Source organism: Olivibacter sp. SDN3 (genome assembly GCF_014334135.1).
Lineage (GTDB): Bacteria > Bacteroidota > Bacteroidia > Sphingobacteriales > Sphingobacteriaceae > Olivibacter.
In genome coordinates this window covers 5,177,477-5,201,704 of sequence record NZ_CP060497.1, presented here as the reverse complement: position 1 = coordinate 5,201,704, position 24,228 = coordinate 5,177,477, and the positions used below count along the sequence as shown (strand labels likewise).

Annotated in this window: 17 protein-coding genes; 15 read left to right on the top strand and 2 right to left on the bottom strand. The window is 40.7% G+C overall.

The features are described from left to right. Positions 1-294 precede the first annotated feature (294 nt). The 15 genes from H8S90_RS21955 (at position 295) to H8S90_RS21885 (ending at position 22,752) form a co-directional block, all read left to right on the top strand. A complete protein-coding gene (locus H8S90_RS21955) occupies positions 295-3,348 on the top strand; it encodes a TonB-dependent receptor (protein ID WP_222852163.1) in 3,054 nt (1,017 codons plus the stop codon). An 84-nt stretch (positions 3,349-3,432) separates the two neighbouring features. After that, complete coding sequence (locus H8S90_RS21950) at positions 3,433-4,695, top strand: RagB/SusD family nutrient uptake outer membrane protein (protein ID WP_255501696.1); 1,263 nt, start codon at positions 3,433-3,435, stop codon at positions 4,693-4,695. Between the two features lie 45 nt (positions 4,696-4,740). Then, the gene (locus tag H8S90_RS21945) at positions 4,741-6,108 is read left to right on the top strand and encodes a DoxX family protein (RefSeq protein ID WP_187339928.1); all 1,368 of its coding nucleotides are present in this window, start codon (positions 4,741-4,743) and stop codon (positions 6,106-6,108) included. An 11-nt stretch (positions 6,109-6,119) separates the two neighbouring features. Next, complete coding sequence (locus H8S90_RS21940; protein ID WP_255501695.1) at positions 6,120-7,763, top strand: hypothetical protein; 1,644 nt, start codon at positions 6,120-6,122, stop codon at positions 7,761-7,763. Next, on the top strand, positions 7,735-8,364 hold the full coding sequence (locus H8S90_RS21935) for a c-type cytochrome (protein WP_255501694.1): 630 nt from the start codon (positions 7,735-7,737) through the stop codon (positions 8,362-8,364). The genes H8S90_RS21940 and H8S90_RS21935 overlap by 29 nt, the downstream gene beginning before the upstream one ends. An 11-nt stretch (positions 8,365-8,375) precedes the next feature. Next, positions 8,376-9,638 carry a sulfite dehydrogenase gene (gene soxC, locus H8S90_RS21930; RefSeq protein WP_187339927.1) on the top strand — a complete coding sequence of 421 codons (1,263 nt, stop codon included), beginning with the start codon at positions 8,376-8,378 and terminating at the stop codon, positions 9,636-9,638. Between the two features lie 69 nt (positions 9,639-9,707). Further along, on the top strand, positions 9,708-11,144 hold the full coding sequence (locus tag H8S90_RS21925; protein WP_187339926.1) for an NAD(P)/FAD-dependent oxidoreductase: 1,437 nt from the start codon (positions 9,708-9,710) through the stop codon (positions 11,142-11,144). Between the two features lie 251 nt (positions 11,145-11,395). Then, entirely contained in the window at positions 11,396-11,953 is a 558-nt protein-coding gene (locus tag H8S90_RS21920; RefSeq protein ID WP_187339925.1) for a sigma-70 family RNA polymerase sigma factor, read from the top strand. A gap of 250 nt (positions 11,954-12,203) precedes the next feature. Then, positions 12,204-13,169 (top strand): FecR family protein, encoded by a 966-nt coding sequence (locus H8S90_RS21915; protein WP_187339924.1) that lies wholly within the window; start codon positions 12,204-12,206, stop codon positions 13,167-13,169. Between the two features lie 312 nt (positions 13,170-13,481). After that, positions 13,482-16,937 (top strand): SusC/RagA family TonB-linked outer membrane protein, encoded by a 3,456-nt coding sequence (locus tag H8S90_RS21910; protein ID WP_187339923.1) that lies wholly within the window; start codon positions 13,482-13,484, stop codon positions 16,935-16,937. Between the two features lie 54 nt (positions 16,938-16,991). Next, complete coding sequence (locus H8S90_RS21905) at positions 16,992-18,452, top strand: SusD/RagB family nutrient-binding outer membrane lipoprotein (RefSeq protein WP_187339922.1); 1,461 nt, start codon at positions 16,992-16,994, stop codon at positions 18,450-18,452. Between the two features lie 41 nt (positions 18,453-18,493). Then, the gene (locus H8S90_RS21900; protein WP_187339921.1) at positions 18,494-18,889 is read left to right on the top strand and encodes a hypothetical protein; all 396 of its coding nucleotides are present in this window, start codon (positions 18,494-18,496) and stop codon (positions 18,887-18,889) included. A 12-nt stretch (positions 18,890-18,901) separates the two neighbouring features. After that, on the top strand, positions 18,902-20,044 hold the full coding sequence (locus H8S90_RS21895) for an FAD-dependent oxidoreductase (protein WP_187343143.1): 1,143 nt from the start codon (positions 18,902-18,904) through the stop codon (positions 20,042-20,044). A gap of 197 nt (positions 20,045-20,241) precedes the next feature. Beyond that, positions 20,242-21,414 carry a histidinol-phosphate transaminase gene (locus H8S90_RS21890; protein ID WP_187339920.1) on the top strand — a complete coding sequence of 391 codons (1,173 nt, stop codon included), beginning with the start codon at positions 20,242-20,244 and terminating at the stop codon, positions 21,412-21,414. Positions 21,415-21,573: 159 nt separating this feature from the next. After that, complete coding sequence (locus tag H8S90_RS21885) at positions 21,574-22,752, top strand: permease (RefSeq protein WP_187339919.1); 1,179 nt, start codon at positions 21,574-21,576, stop codon at positions 22,750-22,752. A gap of 28 nt (positions 22,753-22,780) precedes the next feature. Here the strand turns inward: H8S90_RS21885 and H8S90_RS21880 are convergent, their stop codons facing one another. Continuing rightward, the gene (locus H8S90_RS21880) at positions 22,781-23,563 is read right to left on the bottom strand and encodes an NIPSNAP family protein (RefSeq protein WP_187339918.1); all 783 of its coding nucleotides are present in this window, start codon (positions 23,561-23,563) and stop codon (positions 22,781-22,783) included. Positions 23,564-23,776: 213 nt separating this feature from the next. Further along, positions 23,777-24,133 carry a helix-turn-helix domain-containing protein gene (locus tag H8S90_RS21875; protein ID WP_187339917.1) on the bottom strand — a complete coding sequence of 119 codons (357 nt, stop codon included), beginning with the start codon at positions 24,131-24,133 and terminating at the stop codon, positions 23,777-23,779. Between the last annotated feature and the right edge of the window lie 95 nt (positions 24,134-24,228).

The window sequence follows — 24,228 nt, the reverse complement described above, 5'->3', positions numbered from 1 at the left end:
CTTTGTAACAAAGGTATGTGATTTTTGTGTCTATGTATAAATGACTACTATTTTTATAGACTAAGTATTCTTTTTTTAAAATTTAATTTTACCTTTGCCATATCCGTCATCCTGACATTTTTTGCGATTCAAAAGCTTATACATATTTATTACGACATGAAATCACAATAAATAATAGAGCAAGCGAAAATATTGGGTAAGAAAAACCGGATATTTTCAAGGATTTATAAAGGATGATTGGTGTCTGTCGACAGGGCAACAATCAATAAATTTAGTAACTAAACCCTACAACATATGCAAATACAGGTAACGGTGTGGCAAAGATTAGCTTACATTTTTCTTTTTATGGCAGTTTATTACGCAGACGATCAAGCGCTATCCGCCCAAACCAAACCTCTAATCAATTCCACTTTAAATGGTGTTGTGCTGGATTCTTTAACAAGAGAACCGCTACCAGGAGCTTTGGTACATATTGAAGGTACAACCCATAACGCCTCTACCGACGAAGATGGTAAATTTAATTTTGTGACAGGGCAGAAATTTCCCTACACATTGATCATCAGTTATGTTGGCTATGATCAAAAAAAGCTTGTTGTTGATGATGAAAAAGTAGAAATCTTATTGAAACCCGGGTTCAATCAATTGAATGACGTAGTCGTGGTAGGTTATACTACACAACAAAGACGCAATTTGATTGGTTCAATTACAAAAATTGATCCAGCGGAAACAAAAGATATTCCGGTAGGAGGTATCGATGCCCAGCTACAAGGAAAAGTGGCAGGTGTTCAGATTTCAAGTAATACGGGTGTGCCAGGAGAAGCTGTAAATGTGCGCTTGAGAGGAGCTACGTCCATTAATGCCAGCAATGACCCATTATATGTAGTGGATGGTGTTTTCTTGAATACCACCAGTTTACAGACCCTAAATACCGGAGGGAAGGCAACTTCTCCAATCGCCGACATTAATCCAGCGGATATAGAAAGTGTTGAAGTGTTGAAGGATGCAGAGGCAACTTCACTTTATGGTTCCAGAGGCGCTAATGGGGTGATTATTATTACGACTAAGCGTGGAAACTATAATCAAAAACCAAGAATCAATGTGAATGCTTCCCAAGGGATTGCAAAAGCCGTAAAATTATGGGATCTGACTACTGGACCGGAACATGCCGAACTGGTTAATGAGTATAATCGTAATATTGGACAACCAGAGCCTTTTAGACCAATTGATGACGTAATTAATGGCGTTGCCGGCAGAGGTCTGCAGGAGGAGCAGCAAACGTACGATCGTTTAGGTGAAGCTTTTCGTACCGCTTCACTTACCAATGCGGATATTGCTGTAAGTGGCGGTTCAAGTGCTACACGATACTATGTGGGGGGAGGTTTTAATAAGCAAGAATCTATACTCAAGCCGATAAGTTTTGACCGGGTTAGTTTTAAAGTGAATCTTGATCAAAAAATAAATGATCGGGTGCAGATCGGAACCAGTAATAGCTTATCACGTACGGGCAGAAATCAAGCCCGCGCAGGTGACGGTCCGCAGGGCGGTTTGTTGCAAGCAGCTTTGCACACACCGACTTACCTTTCTCCCTATAATGAAGAGGGGGTGTTGGTGGGGCGTGCAGGCTTCGATAACTTAAGCTTACTGCTGGAAAATTATGACGTGAATACCACCAGTTTGCGCTATATTGGTAACATATATGCGGATATTGAGTTATTGCCCGATCTAAAATTTCGTTCTACCTTTAGCATTGACTATAACAATTATAACGAATCCGAATATTGGAACAATCAATTAATCGCGGGAAGTCCTGACGGTCTGGCAACCTCTGCGATCGGCCAGGCTACTACCTGGATCAACGAACAGACTTTGACCTACCGCAAGACATGGAATGAAAAGCATGCATTTGGTGTGTTATTGGGCAATACCTTACAGGGGTCGACGCTTGAACGTACTTCGGCAACGGGAAGAGGCTTTGCTAGCAATGATTTTAAGTTGATTTCCTCTGCTGCCAATAGCACCAGCAGTCAGGATTGGGAAAAGTATAACCTTGCTTCTTTTTTTGGGCGAATTGATTATGGCTTTGCAGATAAATACTTAATTGACTTCTCTATCAGGGCAGATGGATCCTCCCGCTTTGGTTCGGCAGATCCTTGGGGCTTTTTCCCAGCAGTAGGTGCTGCTTGGCGTGTCAAGCAAGAAAATTTTTTAAAGGATGTATCAGCGATAAATGACCTGAAGATTCGTGTTAGTTATGGAAGCACGGGTAATCAAAATGGTATTGACGCCTTTGCAGCCCGCCGATTATGGTCGGGAATTGACGCATCTTATCAAGGTATTCCAGGCATTTCACCATTACAATTACCTAATACTGCTTTACGTTGGGAACGTACTGACCAATTGAATATCGGAATAGACGCGGCCTTATTCAATGAGGCTTTGGATGTATCATTTAATGTATATGATAAGTATACCAAAGATGGCTTATTACCGGTTACTTTGGCTGCAACAACAGGCTTTAACAGTTATACCGCTAATGCCGCGGAAATCAGCAATAGGGGTTTTGAATTGGCGATAAATAGCTGGAATATCCGTAAACAGGATTTTACCTGGCAAACAAATTTTAATATTTCCCGAAATGTCAACAAAATTGAAAAGTTGGATAACCCATTGTATTATGGCAGCCGTGATCTGATCTTATTTCAGCAGGGACATCCTTTGTATTCTTTTTGGGTATACAACCAATTATATGTTGATCCACAAACGGGCGATGCGGTATATGAAGATGTAAATGAAGATGGACGTATTACAACTGACGACCGAAAGATTATGGGTGATATTTGGCCGGATTTTTTTGGTGGTCTAACCAACACTTTGACGTATAAAAATTTCGACCTTTCCGCTTTTCTTGTTTTTTCATATGGTAATGAAATTTACAACCACAATCGTTTTTTTGGAGAAGGAGGTGGAGCTCGGGATGACGCTCGGGTGATATTTGCTTCCAATTTAGACAGATGGCAGCAGCCCGGTGACATTACCGATGTGCCGCGTTCGGATGGAGTGAATGTGAACAATTATCGTGACGGGGGGAGCAGATGGCTGGAAGATGGTTCTTATTTGCGTTTACGTTCGTTGACCATAGGATATACGGTACCAGAACATATCGCCGACCGCTTACACATAGAACGTTTACGTTTCTATTTACAAGCGAATAATTTGTTTACATGGACAAATTACTCAGGTCTTGATCCTGAAGCAGCTGCTAGCAGTTCGCCGAATGAACAGGGAATTGACTTAGGTACCCCCCCGCAACCGAGGAGTTTTCAATTAGGTATCAATTTAACGCTTTAAAAACATTGATAGATGAGAGCAATAAAGAATATAGTTTGTTTATGTCTTATTACATTTTTGGCGAGTTGTAATAAATTTTTAGATGTGGAACCCAGAGCATCTATTTCAGGCGAAAATATTATTGTGGATGAAGTTTCGGCAAATGCAGCATTGAATGGGGTATACAGTGCTCTACGCGATTATTATAGTGTCGATTTCCAGTCTATTGCCTATCTTTCTGGGGATAATATCCAATGGACAGGATCACAGTCGCAAGTACAGGAGTTCATCAATCATCGGGTAAATGCAGAAAATCCTACTGTTTCTAGTTCCTGGAATGGCATTTATGTAGCGATTAACCGCGCTAATCAAGTCATTTATGACGTATCCGTGTTGGCCGATGATGTGATATCGGAAAACGTTAAGAACAGAATAGCTGGCGAAGCCTATTTCATTCGAGCGCTTGCTTATTTCGACTTAGCCCGAACTTGGGGCGGTGTCCCGCTTATTACAACGCCTACACAATCGGTTGAGGACAATTCCGGGATTCCACGTAGTACACAAGCGGAAACATATGCACAGGCCTTAGCTGATTTAGAAATAGCAGAGACCTTACTTCCTGAAAACACAAACCGTTTTCAGGCGACACGTAAAACGGCATGGGCTTTGAAGGCCAGATATTATCTCTACAATCAAGATTGGCAACAGACAATAGATTATGCTAGCCGCCTGATAGATGACAGGGCAAATTATGAGTTATTAGAACCTTATTATGCATTCTTTGCGGAAGGTGTTACCGGGACTCGCGAATCTGTTTTTGAAATTTTTTATAATGCCAATGAATTGAACCCCCATCGTGGCCAATGGCAACCACAGCAAAATGGAGGTACTCGCCAATGGGCGCCTAACGATACTTTCGCGTCTTTATTGAATGATCCCTTAACGGGCGGAACACGGAGCGCATTGGTGGCCAGAGATAACCAAAATCGATGGTATGGCAATCTCTATTATCGTAGCCCTGCTACAGATCCAACCTATGTCATTCGCATAGCGGAACTCTATCTGATTCGTGCAGAAGCTTATGCAGGGCTTGGGCAATTAGAAAACGCTCTGACAGACTTAAATGCTATCCGGCATCGGGCAAATTTAGCGGATAGCGAAGCTGCCACGGCAAATGAAATATTATTAGCTATCGAAAATGAAAGGCGTTTAGAATTCGGCTTAGAAGCACATAGATGGTTTGATCTGGTGCGTACCGGACGGGCTGCAGCGGTATTAGGAGTCACCGATTCCGACCGGTACTTGATGCCCATTCCAGCGGAGCAATTATTAACAGATCAAGCACTTGAACAGAATCCGGGTTATTAAAAATGCTGATTCCATAAATAAAAATAGGTATTAAATTAAGAGACTATGGACATTTTAAATAATCAAGACAAGATAAATTGGAAGCCGTATGAACGGGTGCTTTTCCGTTTTTTCTTTATCTATTTTATACTGCAGGCAGTTCCCTTGGATTGGAAATATTATGTCAGACTTTTTCAGTTGAATTGGTTTAATCTGCAATTTCAGGATATTTTTAACATCAGCCGATATACCCCTCAACTATTAGAAACAGAACGAAGTATCGATTTTTGGGGGATTCATACGTTTGGCGACTGGGGAATTTTGACCGCTATTGCCTTACTGGGGGGCTTAATATGGTCTCTATTTAAAAAAAAACAAGATAACTATGTTGGACTATATTATGTGCTTCGTGTCATTCTCCGCTATCGTTTAGCAATTGGTGTGATTGCCTATGGTTTTATTAAATTGTTTCCGTTACAGTCGCCCTATCCTTCCCTAAGTGACCTGAACACAAATTATGGGGATCTTTCAGCTTGGAGATTGTTTTCGCTGAGTTTGGGTGTTGCCCCTTCTTTTGAATATTTCTTGGGTGCTGTAGAAATTTTTGCAGGTCTGCTACTTTTTTACCGCAAAACTGTTTTTATCGGGTCGTTCATTATTTTATGCTTTACAGGAAACGTGTTTTTGTCCAACTTGGCATATGAGGGAGGGGAAACCGTTTATAGTCTTTATCTTATTCAGTTTGCACTGTTTCTACTGTGTTACGATGCGCCACGTTTATTCCGCTTACTTTCGTTGGAACGGCCAACTTATCCCAGTATTTACCGGCCAGTTTATCCAAAAGTATGGCAAGCTAAAGCGCAACTTATATTGAAAAGTGTATTTATTCTTTTCTTCGTTGTACTGTATGGTTTTAAAACTTATGCAGCTTATCAAAAAGGGCCCTATCATTATCCCGAACAGCAGGATGCCGATTTAGCAGGTTTTTATGACGTATCCCGTTTTGTTTTCAATGGTACGTCGTTGCCTTATAATAGAACCGACAGTATACGGTGGGAAAATGTTGTTATAGAACGGTGGCCTACTTTGAGTATAAAAACCGGAAAGCAGGCCCAACCGGTAATCAGCAATGTGGAACTTATTCATCCGCTAAGTGAGGCCAGGAATTTCGAATATGCCGGAACTGTGGGCAGACATTATTATCGTTATCAATTGGATACAATGGCTAAGACCTTTGTAATGAATAGTTTGGGGAATAATAACGAACAAGAGAGCTATAAGCTAACCTTTGATCGGCATAACGATCGTACCATTTTACTGCATGGAACAACCGGTAAAGGAGATTCTTTAACGATTACACTCAACAAAATTGAGAAAAAATACCTGTTGGAGGAAGCGGGCAAAGTTGGCAGAAGAAGTCGTTTGGTATTATAAAAAATAAGATTATGGAAACACAATTGAACCCAGACACAACTACGGCAGAAGATATTCGTCAAAAGCAAGCTGAAGAAAAAAGAAATAGTCAAGTAACAGTTGAAAGTGACTGGAAAGGTTATCAGAAAATACTGTTTCGAGTCGTTTTCATATTTTTTATGCTGATGTCGATTCCTTGGCGTTGGAGCTGGTACACTGATTTTTTTTCTATTGATTGGCTGAGTTTACATTATCGGGATCTTTATGATATTGCGCGTTTTCAGCCTTCTTTCCCCTTATTAAATCAGTGGCTACCACGAATGTATGGTTATTCCGACTGGATAGTAGTGTTAGTAATAGCGATCATTGGCGGTGGAATCTGGTCGCTATTGGACAAAAATACAAGAAATTATACTAAATGGCATTACTGGTTGTTGGTTGCGGCGCGATATCGCGCTGGAATTGGTATTATAGGTTTTGCGTTTACAAAAGTTCTTCCAGTACAAATGCCCTATCCTTCAGAAGGTCTGCTGAATACCAACTTCGGTGATCTTACACAGCAAAAAATATATTGGTTATCTATTGGCATTGTACCTTGGTATCAGGTATTCACAGGGGTAGTAGAATTGTTAGCAGGAACCATGCTTTTCTTTAGAAAAACAACAGTCTTTGGTGCTGCATTATTAGTAGGAGCCTTGGGAAGTATTACTTACGTAAATTTCGCCTATGAAGGGGGAGTGCACGTGTATGCATCATATTTCGTACTTTTTGGTTTGTTTATCCTTTCCTATTATGTGCCGAGAATATATCGTTTAATGATCTTAGAACAATATACGGTACCTTTCAATTATTACCCCCGCTTTGATAAAACCTGGCAACATGTGCTACGCTTTGGGCTTAAAGCAGTAGTCATTATTGTTTTCTTGGGAATACTTTTTTATGTACAACTACTTAACTTTTGGTATGACCCCTATAAACAACCCTCATCGCCTGGCTTGTCTAAATTAAGAGGTTATTATGAAGTAAAAGAATTTTTGCTGAATAATGAGGCAATAGCCTATAATCCAAATGATACGGTACGTTGGCAGGATCTTACTTTTGAAAAATGGACAACGATGACCTTTAAAGTAAATAACCCCCAACCACTGGATCTCTCCAATGGCGGAGGAAATCCTATTCGGGATATAGATAGAACTTTTGAAGTCGCTGGTGTGGGAGGCGGAAGGCGGGTTTTTCACTATTATGCCGATACCGTTGAGCGGACACTATATTTACAAGATAAAAATATCGCTACTGCCCGTTTCATAGGTGGGAGCCACCGCAGGCAAGGGGATTATCCCAATAGGCAAGAGGCTTCCGAAGAAGAAGTAAACGATATTTATCCGGAAAACTGGATCAGTGAGCAGGCGTGGCAAACTATCGGAGAAGAACTTAACTTTATCGACCACCGTGGCGCCACTGCTCGAAGAACTCGAGACTTTGCACAGAAACCTCGTCCGGTGATTCGGAAAAAAATGATTTTGCGTTATGATGCAAATGAGGATGGATCGCAGGTCATATTGGAAGGTCTAAATGAAAACAGGGATTCTATTAAGGTCGTGCTTGAACGGAGAGAACGGAACTATATTTTAACAAGAAGTACATTGGATGCTGGAAAATATGGAGGCGGAAGTTGAGGTGAGATCAGTCTTGATTTATATATTATTTATTGGCTTATTAACGGCATGCCAAGGAAACCATCCGAAGGAACAAGCGTCTTCATCTTATGCCATTCCTGCAGAAAATATAGTGGTTCGCCCAGACGAAAACGGCTGGCCGGCAAGCTTTGACTTCGGTTCCAGAGCGACGAAAGCACAAATTGAGCGATTAGACATCAGCATTACGCCAGACGGAAAAGGATTGCCTGACGGCATGGGATACGCAAAGGACGGAGCACTTTTATTTCAAAAGAAGTGTGCTTCCTGCCATGGTGAGACGGGAAGAGAAGGTCCCTTTGACGTACTTGTTGCGGATAGTGCATCCCGGGCTGCAACCATTGGCAACTATTGGCCTTATGCGACAACGATATTTGATTATATCAGACGTACAATGCCTTACAATGAACCAGGATCACTGACGAACGAAGAGGTGTATCAGGTTACGGCCTTTTTATTGTACGCGAATGGTGTTATAAACCGAGATGATGAAATTAACCGGCAAACCTTGCCTGCCGTTGAAATGCCCGCGAAGAAGCACTTCGTGGCAGATGATCGTCGTGGCGGACCCGAAGTACGTTAACTAGTGTACACATGAACAAGGATAAAAAGATATTAGATACGCAGTTCCCCGATCATATACCCGCAGTAAAAATAAGCAGACGTCGGATGTTGGGAGGCGCAGCGGCGCTTGGTCTGGCACTAGTGCCAGACGCCTTCGGCAAGGTAATCCAGGAAGCAAAACCAATATTTGTGCCGAAGGATCCGACAAAAGTACCTGGCGTTCCACCGGGGCCTTTAGGTACACGTTCTCCTTTCGAAAAACTGAAAAAGCTGCCATCCTTTACTTCCTCCCGAACACCTTTACAGAATCTTTTCGGCACCATTACCCCTTCAGATCTACATTTTGAGCGTAACCATGGTGGAGTGCCTACGATGGATCCAAAACGGTATGAACTGGTTATTCATGGAATGGTCAATAAACCCATGTCTTTTACATTGCGCGATTTAATGCGATTCCCATCGTTTACACGTATATGTTTCATCGAATGTTCCGGTAATTTTCGTTCTGGTAAGGCCGAATTAACGCCGCAGGAAATTTGCGGTCTAACCAGTCAGAGCGAATGGACTGGTGTAATGTTGTCCACACTTTTCCGTGAGGTGGGGGTGAAACCCCAAGCAAGTTGGTTCTTGGCAGAAGGAAACGATGCTGCAGTCATGACGCGCAGTATCCCTTTAGAGAAAGCGTATGAGGACGCCATGATTGTTTATGCGCAGAATGGAGAAGCTTTGCGTCCCGAACAAGGGTATCCGGCGCGACTACTATTGCCCGGATGGGAGGGAAATACACAGATCAAATGGATTAGGCGTATCGAGATTGCCAACCAGCCTTTTATGACAAGAGAAGAGACCTCGAAATATACAGAGAAAATTGCCGATGGAAAAATCCGACAATTTAGCTTTCTTATGGACGCCCGATCGATTATAACGTTTCCTTCTTACCCACTACGTATAGAAAAAGGATGGGTGGAAATCCGCGGGATTGCATGGAGTGGCTGGGGGAAAATTATACAAGTGGAGATTAGCGTAGACGAAGGGAAAACGTGGCAAGCAGCGATATTGCAGGAACCAGTGCTCAGCAAAGCGCATACCGCTTTCCACTATTTATGGAGATGGAATGGCAGGGGAACAATTGTGATGAGCAGGGCAATAGATGAAACGGGTTATGTTCAACCAAGCTATCGAATGTTGTCTTCCGTAAGAGAGAGCCGAGGCGGATATCATTTTAACCCGATAACTGCTTGGGAGATCAAAACAGACGGCACCGTCTGGTTAGCAGATAATGACGTTCTTTAAAAGAATTTTTTACCTTTATTTGTTCCCTGGATATTTTTTAATCTTACGTTTTTGATGGTTTTTTGAATTATGGGTAATTTTGAATACGATGCGATAGTGGTTGGTTCGGGACCGAACGGTCTTGCTGCGGCTATTTTGCTACGCCAATATGGGCTCTCGGTGTTGCTATTGGAAGCAAAAGGAACCGTTGGTGGCGGTATGCGCAGTGCGGAATTGACTTTGCCCGGTTTTGTGCATGATGTCTGTTCAGCGGTTCACCCGATGGCGGCTGCATCTCCCTTTTTTAATAGTCTGCCGTTGGAATATCATGGTTTGACCTATATCAATCCGGAAGTTTTGGCAGCACATCCATTCGACGATGGGACCGCCGGTGCGCTAAGGAGGGATATATTGGAAACTGCTTCATCTTTTGGTAAAGATAAAGAATCCTATCTTTCGCTTTTTGGCCCACTTGTAGAAAAATGGCCAACAATTGCTAAGGACTTGTTAGGTCCATTGGGATTTCCAAAGTATCCGTTGAACTTTGCCCAATTCGGTTTAAGAGCGTTATTACCTGCGACAATTCTGGCCCGTCGGTTTAAAACTAAACAGTTGAAAGGTCTGTGGGCGGGAATGGTTGCCCATAGCATGCTCCCTTTTCAGAAACTTACCACATCCGCTATTGCTCTGGTGCTTACCATCAATGGACATATTACGGGATGGCCGATTGTAAAAGGCGGTACACAAAACATGGCCAATGCTTTGGCCAGCTACTTTCTTTCATTAGGTGGTAAAATAGAAACTAATGTTTATGTTCGTTCGCTAAAAGATATTCCTAGCAGTAGAGCTGTTGTTTTTGATACTTCACCGAGACAGTTATTGCAGATTGCCGGGCACAAATTTCCGTACATCTATAAAAGGCAGATGGAGCGATACCGATATGGTATGGGTTTGTTTAAGGTTGATTGGGCACTTGATGGGCCAATTCCTTTCACGGCACCTGAATGTCAGGAGGCTGGAACGGTCCATATTGGGAATTCCTTTGAGGAAGTTGCCTTATCAGAATCGCTTATAGCTAACGGGAAACACCCCGAAAAACCTTTTGTACTCCTTGCGCAGCAAAGCTTAATCGATGTCGATCGTGCACCTAGAGGTAAGCATACCGCTTATGCTTACTGCCACGTGCCCAATGGGTCGGGTAAAGATATGACGGCGACTATAGAGCAGCAGATTGAAAGGTTTGCTCCGGGCTTTCATGATTTGATTTTAGCAAAACATGCCACCTCAACAGCGCAATTGGAAGAGTATAACCCGAATTTTCATGGAGGGGATGTCAATGGCGGTGCGCTAGATATTGACCAATTGTTTACACGTCCGGCTTTGCGGTTTTCTCCTTATCGAACCGCTGGAAAAGGGCTGTATATCTGTTCAGCTTCTACACCACCTGGAGGTGGTGTGCATGGTATGGGCGGGTATCATGCGGCCAAGCAAGTATTGGCCGATATTTTTAAAATTCAGGTCGTCTAAAATTGGTGTCGGCAAATGATGCAGCAAATGTTATTTGTACCTTCCGTTGTAATAATAGTTTTTTAATGTTTAATGATGTTTAATGAGATAATAGTACTGGTATGTTGGATTTTTTCTAACGATTTTAATATTTTTTAATAAATATTTTGATTTGAAAAACATTTTTGTGTAAAATTGTTTAAAATTAACCAATAATCCTTGTTAAAGCTGGCGGTTTGTTTGGATTTCCACTAAACTTTAAGAAAATGTCAGTGAATATTAAAAAAATCAATGATGACGTTGTAAGTAGGTTGAAAAATGACGATCGGGAAGCCTTTAAGTATTTATATGACGAATATTGGTTTTTGCTTTTCAATCAAGCCTATAAGCGTTTGCCCAATGAAGAGATTGTTAAAGGTTTAATCCAAGATTTGTTTGCAGATATTTGGCAAAATCGTTCAAAGCTCGTTATTCAGACCTCCATAGTGGCTTACCTCAAGCAAGCACTTAAATATAAAATCTTTAACTACATTAAAGCACAGATCGTTAGGGAGAAATATATCGCCAAAATAGCTGGAAATAATCATTTGCCAAATAGCAACCAAACTGAACAACAAATTAATTATCTAGAACTCCAAAAGGCAATCTCTCATTGTATAGCATCACTTCCTCTTCAACCACAGCGTGTTTATTTATTGAAGCATGAGCAAGATATGTCTTACTTGGAAATTGCCGATCATCTTCAAATATCAGTCAGCACGGTAGAGAAACACATGATAAAAGCATTAAAAATCATAAGACAGCAGATAAAGGGTATTTATCGAGAGTAATTCGTTTCGCAGCTGTATCGACTCCTTAAGTACTATAGAAAATCAATAATGTTCAAGGATTTTAACGACTTATTTCGCGAATTCATTCATATGCAATATAAATCGAGAACTTTTTATAAAGGAAATATATAAATCATCCTTTCGAACATACAAAGAAACGTAAATAATCCAATAATTGGGAAAAAAAATCGAAATCGATAGAGGTTTGGATTATTTCAGTTGACTATATAAATGAATGTCCGGTAAAAAAATGGATAGCAGGAATAAAGATAACATTATTAAAAATATTGTTCAAAATGAGCGTTTTTTGGATAGAGATGTTTTTTCACAATGGTATGATTCTTTGGAAGAAGAACGGTCGAATGGTGTGATGGATTTTAGTGAATCTAAACGGGAAACGATCAAACAGGAGATGTTTGATGCGATACAATCGGTACAAGAGGAGGAAAAATTGAGAACCTTTGGTCGGGTGACGCTTTATTGGAGAACTGCTGCGGCTGTTTTTGTATTATTGTTCGCGATGGGGACAATTGGTCATAACTATTATAACAATAATTTTGAATCCTATTTATACCAAAGTACATATGGTGAAATCAAGAATATTCTGCTAAAGGATGGATCAAAAGTTACCCTGAATGGAAATTCGACGCTCCGCTTTGTTGATTTGCCTGATAAACGAGAGGCATGGTTAACCGGAGAAGCTTCTTTTCACGTCGTGCATAAGCATGATAACCAACGGTTCGTCGTTCATCTTTCTGATACAACATCTGTCGAAGTATTAGGAACGGAGTTTAATGTATTGAATAGGCCGAATGAAAGTCGTGTTGCTTTAAGAAATGGTAAGGTTAAGGTGGATTATCGGCCTCAGCATAAAAATTTGGATCAAACGTACTTGTCTCCAGGCGACTTACTTACCTTCAAAGAAAAGGAAAAGGGATATATGGTACAGCATGCTAATGATGTAGATAGGCATTTTTCCTGGCAAAAAGAACAGTTCATTTTGAATGAAACTTCATTGGGAAGTATGGTGGATATGCTGCATCATACCTACGGTATCTCATTGAAAGTTACTGACGACAGCCTTTATAATAGAAAAGCTTCCGGATCATTCCCGTTAGGAACCGATAAAGACCGGTTACTGAAAAATGTGACCGCTCTGTATGGTTTGGTGATGATAGAAGATGAAGAACTTCTTGTACTAAAAGATGATCAGTGACGCGTTATCTACAGCGGTGAAAAGGCATAAGCTGTAGAACTCCTTTATTTTGTTGAGTTTAATCGATTCGATAAAAAGCATTTATCGGCAATGGGAGGAGTATGTGTGTTTAGAAAGGGAATAACCTGAACGGAAAAAGAAAAACAACTTAAATATCTCGAGAGATTCCATTAACGAGAAGGTGGTGGAACTTTAAATATATCGTATACGGTACATTATAATGTGAAGGACAGCAGCTGTGGCTATGCCCTAATGGTAGAGTTTTGTTTAAAATTTAATCAAATCAACTATATGCAAAGAATATTAAAAAAAATGAGTCTACTCTTACTCTTATTTAGTGAGAGTGAGATACAGGTACTTGCCAAGCCTCAGGAAGAAGTTTCGATAACTTCCAATCAAACTGTCCTGACAAAAACTTTAACCAATCAATTTATCAGTTTACAACAACTGATACTAGATTTGGAGAAACAGCATCAGGTCTCTATTGCTTACAGGAGTGACCTATTAACCGGTAAAGATGTGGCCGTTGAAAAATTAAAGACCGTTAATAACGTAGAAGCCGCATTGACCATCGCCTTGAGAGGATCGGGTTTAAGTTTTAAGAAAAATGATGAAGGGTTTTATATCGTTTATAGAGATACTCATAAAAAAGAAGGGGAGACGTACAGTGTGTCTACAGATAATAGTTCATCAAAGCAAGCTAAAGGTGCTCAGCAGCATGTAATCAAAGGAATTGTGAAGGATGATGAGAGTTTTCCGTTGCCCGGTGTGAGTGTAGCGGTCAAAAATAATTCTCTACGCACAGGAACGAATGAGGATGGCCAATTTAGCCTGGTGATGCCTGCTGGCAGCGACACCCTGATAATAAGCTATATGGGCTTTAAACCCATGGAGCTGTCTGTAGGTGATCAAAATTCTTTGGAAATAACGCTTGAAAAAGATGAACAGGCATTATCGGAAGTTGTGGTTACAGCCTTTGGTGTACAGCGGGAGAAAAAGGCGTTGGGATACGTGGTACAGGATATTGATCAGGAAAAATTGAACGAAGTACGTACCGCTAATGTCACCAACGCGCTCTCGGGAAAATTGGCTGGTGTACGTATCAATAGCAATGCCGGTCCGGGAAGCAGTTCAACCATTCAGATACGTGGATCAGCATCAGTAAGCGGAAATAATCAACCTTTAATTGTAATCGATGGTGTTCCGATACAACAAGATGGCGACAATCGATATGGTGGTGGTATGTCTGAGGTTAGTCCAGATAATATTCAGAATATCAGTGTGTTAAAAGGGCCTAATGCCGCCGCTTTATACGGCTCTAGGGCAACAAATGGCGTTATTCTGATCACTACCAAAGATGGTTCGGATGTGCGTGGCATTGGAGTAGATATTACTTCCAATACCACTTTTGAAAGACCTTGGATTAAGCCGGACTTCCAAAATATCTATGGTGGTGGGACAGGATATGTAACGATGTTTTCTGATGGTAGAAACGGAACGGTAACTTTACCCGATGGGACTACTGTAACAGGTACTGATGGAGTCGATGAAAGTTGGGGTGCCCCTATGGACGGGCGTCTCGTGCCCCAATGGTGGAGCAATGGAGAGCGTGTGCCATTGCTTCCCCAGCCCAATAATTGGGATGATTTTTGGCAAACTGGCCATATGTTTAATAATAATATTGCGCTGGGAGGCTCTAATGATAAGGGGAATTTTAGACTTTCTGTCGGCGATGTCAGACAAAAAGGTATTGCTTATAACAACGATTATCATCGTAATAATTTTAAATTTAATGGTGGTTATCATTTTACCGATAAGCTAAGCGCTACAATAAGCACCGAATACGTCAAGTCGGGTTCCGACAATAGAAGATATCAAAGTGGACAGGAATTTATTTGGTCGCATAGGCATATAGATCACAATAGGCTCCAGGATTTAACCACATATACACCCGATAATGTCATTCAACCTGCCGATCAGTATTTCCCTTATGCCAACTGGCAATATGAATATTTTTCCAATCCGTATTATATGCAAGAACATTGGAAATATGGAAATGATAAGGATAGGCTTTTGGGAAATGTAGCTTTGCATTATGATTTTACCGACTGGTTAACGTTAATGGTACGAGGAGGTACTGATCTTTGGTCGGATACCCGCACGAATAAAATTGCTGAACATTTTGCTTTGGGATATCCCAATGGCGCCTATTCGGAAGAGGTGTTGAGACAGCAAGAAAGTAATTTCGATTTTTTACTGGGTTTTAATAAAACTTTTGGTGATGTCCAACTCACAACTAACGTCGGAGGGGTCCATCGCGACAATTATTATAAACGAAACTTTACGCAGATTAATGATCTTGCAGTTAATAATTTATGGAACCTAGGAAATTTTGCTTCTCCTCCAGTCACCGAAAGTAGGATAGAAAAATCAGAGGTGAACAGCTTATTTGCATCAGCTAACATTGGATATAAAAATGCTGTTTTCTTAGATTTAACAGCAAGAAACGACTGGTCATCCACATTACCTGTCGATAATAGGTCCTTTTTTTATCCATCGGCGTCGTTAAGTATGATTTTTACGGATATGTTACCTATTAAAAGTAAAACCCTGTCTTTTGCTAAGGGAAGATTGAGTGTGGCCGAAGTTGGTTCAGACACGGATCCATATCAGCTTCAACAACTCTTTGAATCGAAAGTACTATGGGACGGGAAGTTACCTGCTTATGGAGAAAGTGTCACCATAGCTAACCCAAACCTAAAACCCGAAATTACCCGATCTTTTGAAGCAGGTTTGGACCTACGTTTTTTTGACGATCGCGTAGGCTTAGATTTGACTTATTATAATCAAAATACACGTGATCAGATACTAGGTGTGGAAATATCAAAAGCAAGCGGTTATAACTATCGGCTTTTGAATGCTGGAAAAGTGACCAATCAGGGTTTTGAAGTGGTGTTGCACGCTACACCTTTCAGAACTTCTACTGGATTTAGTTGGGATATTGACGTGAATTGGGCCAAGAACAGAAACAAAGTAGTTGAACTGGCCGAAGGCCTGACGACCTATACGCTCGAAAATTACTACCTAACATTAGAAGCACGTGTTGGCGAGCCTTACGGGACTTTTTATGGTACTTATTTCGAAAGAACGCCTGATGGGGAGATCGTATATGAAAATGGGTTACCAATATTAGGTGATGGCACGAAGGCGCTGGGAAGCATACAGCCAGATTGGACGGGTGGTGTGCTCAATTCCTTTAACTTCAAGAACTTTAGTTTGAGTTTTTTAGTAGATATGCGCTACGGCGGAAAAATCTTTGACAACGGAACGGGTATTGGCCGATCAACCGGGCAATATTCGGAAACGGCGCTGGGGCGTGAGGAAGGGGTCATCGGTCGAGGTGTCATGAACGTCGGCACGACAGAAAACCCAGTCTATGTACCGAATGATGTGATAGCCGAAGCTAGTCCTTTTTATAAGAGGAATTTTTCGCGCACCTATCATGAAGCAGGCGTATTTGATGCCACTTATGTAAAATTACGGGAATTATCTTTCGGGTACGCTATTCCCACCACGTTATTGGAACGAACAGGATTTATAAAAAGAGCCAAGATTTCTTTGGTAGGACGAAACCTTGCCTTGCTATTTAAAAACACACCGCATATTGATCCGGAGGTAGACTTTTTCGGCGAGAATAGCCAGGGCTTTGCCTATGGTAACCTACCATCTACAAGAAATATAGGTTTCAATTTAAATGTTTCCTTTTGATAGTAAGCCTGCCGGCGGTAGATAGAATTTCATTGCTACTTAAAAATTATTCAAATGAAAAAAATCAAACAATTATTTATGGGCACACTGATGGTGATTTTATCACTTAATTTTCCAGGTTGCACAGGAGACTTTGAAGAAATGAACGTTTCACCAAACGATCCTAACGCCGTCTCCCCGCAACTGCTTTTGCCCTTTGCTATAGAATCTGCAGTCGATCGATATTGGGGGCACCAGACCCGCTTTGCACGACTGAACCTGGACGGCGGCTCAATCTGGGTACAACATCTCGCTAGACGTATCTATACGACCGAAGGGGATACTTACGCGCCACCCACTACTTTGCAGCAAGAGAATTGGCAATATTTCTTTAATGACGGATTACTCAATTTCGAAGCAATTCATAAACAAGCTATACTGGAAGGAAATACGAATTATCAAGGTGTTGCTTTGGTCATGAAATCTTGGGTGTTTTCTATTCTGACAGATGTATGGGGCGACATTCCTTACCACGAAGCCTTAAAAGGAACCGCGGAAGATCCCATTTATACACCTACCTATAATACGCAGGAAGACATTTACGCTGATTTGTTGAATCAGTTGGCAGGGGCTAATGAGCTGCTGGACGTGAACGGGCCTGCTATTGCCGGAGATATTCTCTTTAATGGTGACATTTTGCGCTGGAAAAAGTTTGCCAATTCGTTACGATTGAAGTTGGCAAATAGACAGGCAGCGAAGAAACCGGCCGAATCCAGCGCAATTATGGTAGAGATTTTAGCAAATCCAGATACATATCCAGTTTTTACTGATAACACCGACTATGCCTTTCTGCTGCATAGTGCTAACAGACCTAGTAATAACGAATGGCATGAAGTAATGATACAGGGTAGCCGTACCGACTGGCGATTAAGTAGAACATTGGTTAATCGGTTGTTGGAGCTGGATGATCCTAGGTTGCAAGTGTATGGAAGACCTCTGGCCAACGGTAGTTACAGAGGGATGGCCAACGGATTACCGGATGCTATCGCTATCGCGGAAGGCGACCTTTCCTCTTTTCCAGGCGACTACTTTACTCGGGCAGAGGCACCTAGTGTTATTATGAGTTATGCAGAACTTAATTTTGTTTTGGCGGAGGCCGCCTTCGATGGCGATATTGATGGCGGAACAGCACTTGCTCAAATGTATTTCGAAAGGGGTGTTGAGGCATCTTTTGATCAATATGGACTCGATATGCCGGCAAACTATATCAGTTCGCTTGGTACACTCAACAAAGCGCTTATTATGGAACAGAAATGGATCGCATTGTTCGGACAGGGTATTGAAGCATGGACAGAATATCGGAGAACCGGACTGCCCGCTATTATGTACGTTGATCCGCGAGCTGCCTTCGAAAATCAAGGCGTATTGCCCACGCGTATCGTGTATCCTGCATCTGAATATTCGCTTAATGGAAGTAATGTGGTGAATGGCACTTCCCCAGATAATATGCGAACAAAACTATGGTGGGCAGAATAAATCCATGAATTGTATAATGAATAATTTTAGCTATTAATAAGATGAAAAGCACATACTTACTTATCCTGACCCTATGTTTGGTTCTTGGAGCATGCGAAAAAGACGAAATGTTATTGGAAAGGGAGGTGTCTCCCGTATTGATACTCTTCAATAATGAACCGGCTCCGGAAGGCGAAATAAGCGTTCGAGCGAGTTTTTATGAACTAGATAAGACCAATATTTTAGATCAAGAATTGGGCATAGATTCTATCCCTTTGACAGGTTTGCCTATCCGGGTATATATCAACACTTCTACACCTCTAGGGGAGTTTACAACAGATACGCAAGGGCAGATACTTTTTAACGCGGACAGAAGCACACTGGAAGGTGCGAACCGGTTGGAGTGGACTGGAGAACATAAAGGCGTAGCTTTTAGACAATTACAGACAATCGAGTAAAGCAATAACTAAATGAATGAAATAGACAGAAGACGTTTTATTCAACACTCAGGCCTAGCAGGTTTGGGCATGTTGTTTGGGCTAGGAGGACTTTCATGTGCTCCTAATAAGGAGATCGTAGATCCCAATGGGCACAGTTTGGGTTATCGAAAGCTGCCAAAGGCAAAAATTGCCCCTGATTTGGTCATAAAAGAGACCGTAGGTTTACGTCCTTATCGATTGTCTGGTGCTTGTCTGAAAGCAGATAAACTTGACGAAAAGACAATTGTGCATAACTATGGTCATGGAGGAAGTGGTTTTTCACTTTCATGGGGAACGGCGATGATCGCTGCAAACATGGTAAGGGAAAGTGGGTATACAGAAATCGCCGTCATCGGAGGAGGAATTATTGGCTTGACAACGGCAAGGACTTTACAGAATAGGGGGTGCAAGGTGAGGATTTATGCAAAGGAGCTATTTCCCAATCATACTTCTTCTTTGGCCACGGGTACTTGGTCGCCCGCACATTTATTTTGTGAAGAAGAACGGATTACTCCACAGCTAATAAACGTATGGGAAGAAGCTTGTAGGTATTCCTTTCGAAGTTATCAAAACCTTTTAGGCTTAAACAATGATATGGTGCAGTGGGTTAATCATTATGTGATAGGTGGAAAAACACATATTGAAGCATCCGGGCTACATCTTGATGGACTATTGCCGGAAAGATTTCTATTGTCTAAGAACAAGCATCCATTTCGTGAAAAGCAGATCGTCTTGGAAAAGACCATGGTGTTTAACATTCCTTCATACCTAGATTATCTGACAAGAGAATTTATCGATCGCGGCGGGGAACTTTCAGTCCAGGAATTTCATTCCGTTCATGAAATGTTAGCATTGAAAGAGCCGCTTATCGTCAATTGTACGGGGTTGGGAGCAAAGAAATTATTTAATGATGATGAACTGATCCCGATATCGGGGCAGCTTGCTTTCTTGGTTCCCCAGCCCGAAATCAATTTTAGATTGAGTACACCGAATGGTTATTTTATACCAAGAAGAGATGGTTTAGTATTGGGAGGAAATGCTATTCGTGGTAGCTGGAATACCGAACCTAAAAAAGAAGTAACTTTAAATATTATTAAAGCGCTGAATGATATCGTACAACACATGCGTGCTTAAAAAAGCGCATAGTGGATTATAAACACCGATAAAATTAAATACTAACGAAATTACTTATAGATGAGATAGAGAAAAATCAACTGGTTAAAGAAAATAATTGCCAAAAAGGGCCTGTTGATAGAGGGAGTGTCTTGATGAGTTGACTATATAAATATAGCGAATCAATAAAATCTTTGAAACTTAATATATTATTACACATGTCTACAAAAATAAATCGAAGAAACTGGCTGAAATCTAGTTTGATGGCAGCTAGCAGTTTGACCTTGGCTCCAAACTTAGCTTGGTCATCTTCTACTAAGAAAGCGTATGGCAGCGTTATTTGGGAAATTGAGCACCCTTCTTATTATCGCGATTCCGCACCAGCATTAAAGGCAAAGTTAAATGCCAATGAAAACCCCTATGGCCCTTCTGAAAGCGTGAAAAGGGCTATCAACGAAGCTATTTCTGTGGGAAACCGTTATGGTCATTCAGATGCAGCTGTTTTGATCGATATGATTGCCGAAAAAGAAGGAGTGACACCGGATCATATCATGCTGGGACCCGGCTCCACAGATTTACTGGAGAAAACAGCCATCAGCCGATTTATGAAAGGTGGAAATATTGTGTCGGCAGATCCTTCTTACATGTCTTTAATTAATACTGCTCAAGCAATTGGAGCCGATTGGAAAGCTGTGCCACTTACGGAAGATTATGCACATGATTTACCTGCGATGGAAACTGCAGTAGATAGCAAAACGCAGTTAGTGTACATTTGTAATCCCAATAACCCTACAGGGTCGTTGACGGAACCAAACGCGCTACGTGATTTCTGTTCAAAGGTTTCGGAAAAAGCGCCCGTATTTGTTGATGAAGCTTATTTGGAATTTTTGGATGATCCGGAGGCCAATAGTATGGTAGATCTAGTTGCCAAGGGAAAAGATGTTATTGTAGCCCGTACCTTTTCCAAAATACATTCTATGGCAGGTTTACGTATTGGGTATGTAGTGGCTACACCGGAAAGAATTAAGAGTATTACCGATATGGTTCGTAGTACAATGGGCTTATGTGTGACATCGATCAAGGGGGCTCTCGCTAGTATGGCCGATGGAGATTTTTGCGCAGAATGTAAAACCTTAAATACAGCTGCACGAAATTATGTGTGCACAGAACTTGACCAGATGGGCTATAAATATATTCCCTCTTATACTAACTTTGTAATTTTTCCCCTACATAAGGATACATTGGAGGAAGATTTTATGAAATCCATGACGGATAACGGTGTGGGTGTCAGACTGTATAGCTTTAACGATGAACCTTGGTGTAGAGTAAGTATTGGCACTATGCCGGAAATGGAACTATTTACTAACGTATTTAAGCGCGTTACCGCTTAATATTACCGGCTTCCTAAAGGCATATGGTGAAATTGCTGTATGCCTCAAAGCACTTCATAATAATTAAAGTTCCGGTATCCTGCTACGCCTTTCCTTCATTGGCTATTCTGGCTTAAGAATTAGCAGGTTTTACTCGTATATTTAAATAAGCAAAAATTAATGAATATTGCTCTACAGAAAACATTGTCTCTAATATTGATTATTATTATAGGTTTATTGTTAAAAACTAAACTTACTAAAAAAGACCATCATCAATCGATCAAAATAATCATATTGAATGTGGCTTTACCGACGGTAATTTTTGTTGCTTTGATGAAACTTCATGTGAAGCCGAATTTGTTGATTCTCCCCTTGTTAGTACTTGTTTTTAATGTAGTTTTTCTTTTGATATTAAAGTTTATTCTTCCACTGTATGGTGCGGCTAAGCACAGTGCAGAGATGCGTACTTACATGTTGCTTATCCCGTCATTAGCACCGGGTCTTTCTTGCTTTCCTTTTATTACGGAATATATCGGGGAAGAAGCACTAGCACGTGGCGCTTTAGCAGATATTGGCAATAAAATTGCGGTGCTGTTTTTCAGTTATATGTTGGCCATGCATTGGTTTTATAAATTGAACCGACACGTGAGACATAGCAGTAACGAAAAGTTAAAATCGTTGGTCTTAGGTATGTTGAATGAACCGATCAATTTAGTGATGGTAGGTGCGTTGGTTCTATTGGGGTTTGGTGTTTATTTTGAAGATTTTCCGAATTTCTTTCAAGACACACTTAATTTATTGGGTAGCTTAATGACTCCGCTGATTTTAATGTTTATTGGTATAGCGGTAGTGTTTAAGTGGAAACAATTTAAAGCAATATTCAGGTTACTAGTCTTTCGGTCGGGTATAGTTTTTTGCCTCAGCGCCTTATTGATCTCATTTATGCCCGGAGCGTCTTACGCGTCCCTAATGCTCGCTGTGGTGTTTCCGCAAAGCGCCTGTAGTTTTTGGCCCTTTGCCCACATGGCCATAGTGGAGTCAATGAGTAAAAAAGAGGGTGATCCCAAAGCTCCAGCGGTTTTTAATAATGAATTAGCGATGAATATGCTGGCACTTTCATTGCCCTTGTCGACAATGATTATACTGGGTGTGTTTTCTGTAGGACCTTTTTTTACAGATGTCTTTAATTTGCTTTACATTGGCTTTGCTTTGATTTTGCTTTCTGCTATGCCTTCGCTGGTTCACTATTTTCGCAAAAAAAAATCCATGAATAACACTTCGCATGTTATGCAGGAGCGCGTAACAATGATTGAAACCGAACACGACAAAAAAGAAGAGGTGTTGTCGTCCTCTTCTTAAATCGCTGGTGTTTTACAGAAAGTTTGACTTAAAAATCAGAATAATCAACGGGATATAAGAAAGTAATGTCAATGTGTGAGACATTGTTTTGATATTCTGTTTTGGCTGAAAGTTCCTTCCAATATTCATCTTTACCAAAAGCATCCCAATGTGCATCCCTGGATGTTTTATTGTCAAATGTCGTAAGGTACATTAAGTTAGGCATTCTGCCTCCAGCAATCACTTCGCCATAAAATGCCGCGTTAAATTCGAGTCTTTCAAATAACCCGACCTCATCGCCCTTGTTGAACATAGCTACTTTGTTTTTATAAAGTTTTTCTGTAGGCCCCTCATAGCTTCGGAGTTCGTATACACGTTCCTGATACGGACTGTTTAATGCAGGCTTAGTAAAGTTGGGACTTCTGTCAAAAGCGGTCAGCAAAATGGTTTCTATCCTTGTATACGGGGCAGCTTCATGAGGAGCATCTAAGTAGTTTGCACCATCCTGCAAATATTTATTATCATTTTCCAATATGCCATCAAGCTGAAGATAATCCGCAACCGACGGATAGGGTATAAAGACATAAATGAGCTGCTCGGCTTTTTCAGATTCCTCCGAAGGAATTGGTTTAAAAACACCAATGTTTGCGATTTTCGCTCGATGTAAGGCGGGTAGGTAGGCGTTTTCTAGGTAGTCTTCTACGATTTTCTCCTGTTCCTTGTTTTGAAGGTGATAAATTTTTATTTGATAAAAATCTTTTGTAGAGGCATTCGCAGCGTTAACCAGAGCAAAAAAGAAGGCAATAATAAGTAATAGTTGGAGAAATCTCATAATGTTCAATTTAATTGATAAAAAATCAAAACAAAGCTAATCCGAATGGACCACAATTTAAAGTTTTTAAAAAAAATGATATCCACTCACAATTTAGGAAGTTATTGAATTTTAAGAGAGAAAAGCTTTTTTTTGTACTGTGGTATTTAAATGTATTTAATGTAATGTATGAAGATTGAAATTATCTCATTTTAAAACATAATAATTGATAAGCTAATCGGGGAAATTTATCTCATTTTCAGCAAATTGGCATAATTGATCTAGCATATCACTTAATTTTATTCCAGCTGTTGTGATAGCATAGGTTATCTTTGGAGGGGTTTCGTTGGAAATGTCGTTGCGGCGAATAAGCTTATAGTGTTCCAAATACCGGAGACGATCTGCTAAAATATTATCACTGATATGTTTAAGATTTTCTTTAATGCTGGAAAAACGATTATGTCCTTCTTCAATACTGAATAAGACATCCGTTAACCATCGTTTGCTCAGTAGGTAGATCAATTCGTTCAAGGTACATCTGTCTTCTAAATAAACTTGGTTATAATAATTTGTAGAACTCAACTTTCGCATATAATTACGTTATTTGATAGGCTAATATACATTTTTTGGCGACGGTTTGATGTGATCACTTTGTAACAAAATGCTGAGATTCGTAAAATGGTAAG